Source organism: Hymenobacter crusticola, from assembly GCF_002154225.1.
Classification (GTDB): domain Bacteria; phylum Bacteroidota; class Bacteroidia; order Cytophagales; family Hymenobacteraceae; genus Hymenobacter; species Hymenobacter crusticola.
On the sequence record NZ_MTSE01000095.1, the window covers coordinates 1 to 1,722 of the forward strand.

Annotated in this window: 1 protein-coding gene; it reads right to left on the reverse strand. The window is 60.5% G+C overall.

The genetic code is table 11. The features are described 5' to 3' along the window. A partial coding sequence (locus BXP70_RS28975; protein WP_218779900.1) for a glycoside hydrolase family 55 protein occupies positions 1-1,722 on the reverse strand: 1,722 nt, incomplete at both ends.

The window sequence follows — 1,722 nt, forward strand, 5'->3', positions numbered from 1 at the left end:
CCGCCACCACGTTCGGCATGCGGGCCGTGACCTTGTTGTTGCGGCACACGTAGCCCAGCACCAACGCCCCCACACTGCGATCCTGGCGGCTTTGCACGGCGTGAATGCCGATGAAGTTGCCGTTGTGGGCATCGGTTTCGGCCGTGATGATGTTATCCTCCACCTCCATATCCCACTGGTGGCAGAACAGCCACTGCTTCGGCAAGCCGGTCGATTGCAGGAAGGGGGTGTTGTCGATGCTACCGGCATTCGTCATCCGGTTGCCGATGATCGCCCCGCGCCGGGAAGGCGTCAGGTAAATGGTCGGGCCGCGCTTGCCTAGGTCGAAGTCATTGTCCTCGATCAAGTAATCGCAGACGCCCTGCACGCCGATCACGATGTTACTAGTGGCGTCGGGTACCACGTCCCAGGGCTCCTCCAACGTCACGCCGAGGCTGGTCCGGCTCTTTACCTTGCGCTCTTGTCCTAAGCCCTTACCGGCGATAATCGTGACCCAGTAGTGATCGTCGGCCGGCATGTACATGGCCGTGTGGCTGACCGTGTACGGGGTCGCCGACAACACGGGACAGGCCCGCACGCGCTGCAACACTTCGCCCGTGAACTCCGCAATAATCTTCTCGCCATCGTTACTTGACTTGCCCGTGATCTTCAGGATCTTCATATCCTTGGTGGCCTCGAAGGCCTCGTCGGAGGTGAAGCGATTCTTGCCGAACACGCACCAGAAATTCGAGTGGCCGTGGATGAGCACGTGGTTCACCGGATCTTCCCGGTTGCCCAGCGAGGCTTGCCAGAAGAAGGTGTTGGCCGACCAAAACGCGTGATTGGTGCCGATGGCATTCACGCCATCCACGCAGTAGTCGAAGTAGTTGCCGTGCGCAATCACGTAGCTGCTGCCATCGAGCCGCAGCGGGCCGCGAGCATAGGGCCGCGAGTTGCGGTTGATGCCCTGATTGAGCCGGTTGTTGATTAAAGCAATGCGCCGCCCCTCGTACAGCTGCAACCAGTCGCTTTCGTGCTGGTCGAACACGCAGCTTTTGAGCAGAATATCCGTGCACCCCTGCCCCAGCATGTTGCCGTAGCCCTGGTAATCATCGAACCTGGCGCCGTTGTCATACAGGATATCCACCAGGCCCGAGCGGCTGGTACCGCTGGGGAAGTAGAACGCAAACCGCTCGGCCCCACCGGGCACGTTGCCCGTGATGCGAACTTTGCCCGGTCCCTTCAGGATGACATTGCTGGCCATCTGAATCGGGTTCTGAATCCAGTAGTCGCCGGCCGGGAACGTGAGCACCGCCCCGCCCTTGCTGGCTAGGTACTGAATGTTGGCGTTGATGGCGGCCGAGTTATCGGCCGCCCCGGTGCTCACGGCCTGCGGCAGCACCGCGTCAAACTGATTGTTTTGCTTGGTAACGGCGTTGTAGGTGTTGGCCGCAAAGTCAAACTTGCCCGCCCATGGTACCCACTGACCGATGCCAAACGAGTCACTGCCGGCCCCGAGGATCGTGATCGTTTCATGGGCTATTACGGCCGGACCGTAGCCATTCTCGATGACGATTTTATAGGTCGTATCGACGTTGGGCCCGCCCGTGGGCAAGGTAAACTGCAAGCGCCGAGCGGTGCTTTTCTGCGTATTCAGCAGCCCGGTAATGTCGATGGTCTCCCCACCGGCAACGGGCACCAGCTTGAGCTTGACCAGGCCCCGCGTAGGTTGCAGGTTGCGCC